The organism is Bacillus sp. SIMBA_074 (assembly GCF_046534555.1).
GTDB classification, from domain to species: domain Bacteria; phylum Bacillota; class Bacilli; order Bacillales; family Bacillaceae_G; genus Bacillus_A; species Bacillus_A mycoides.
Genome location: NZ_JAWRYM010000931.1, coordinates 1 through 251, shown reverse-complemented (window position 1 = coordinate 251; position 251 = coordinate 1). Strand labels below are relative to the sequence as shown.

Below are 251 nucleotides of genomic sequence, written 5' to 3'. Positions count from 1 at the left end.
CAGCTATTCCGTTTTATTGAAGCCTTCGATGTCATCATTGTTGATGAAGTCGATGCGTTTCCCTACTCAATTGATGATTCGCTGCATTATGCAGTTAATAAATCAAAAAATTTTTCTGCCGCAACCATCTACTTGACCGCCACACCTTCGAAACGAATGCAGCGACTATATCGAAGCGGCAAATTGAAAGCCGTTATAATCCCAGCCCGCTATCATCGTCAGCCAATCCCTGTCCCTGAAATGAAATGGAG

Annotated in this window: 1 pseudogene; it reads left to right on the top strand. The window is 43.4% G+C overall.

What is annotated here, in order from left to right:
• Positions 1 to 251, top strand: a pseudogene (locus tag SB773_RS33510) (DNA/RNA helicase); the annotation flags it as partial.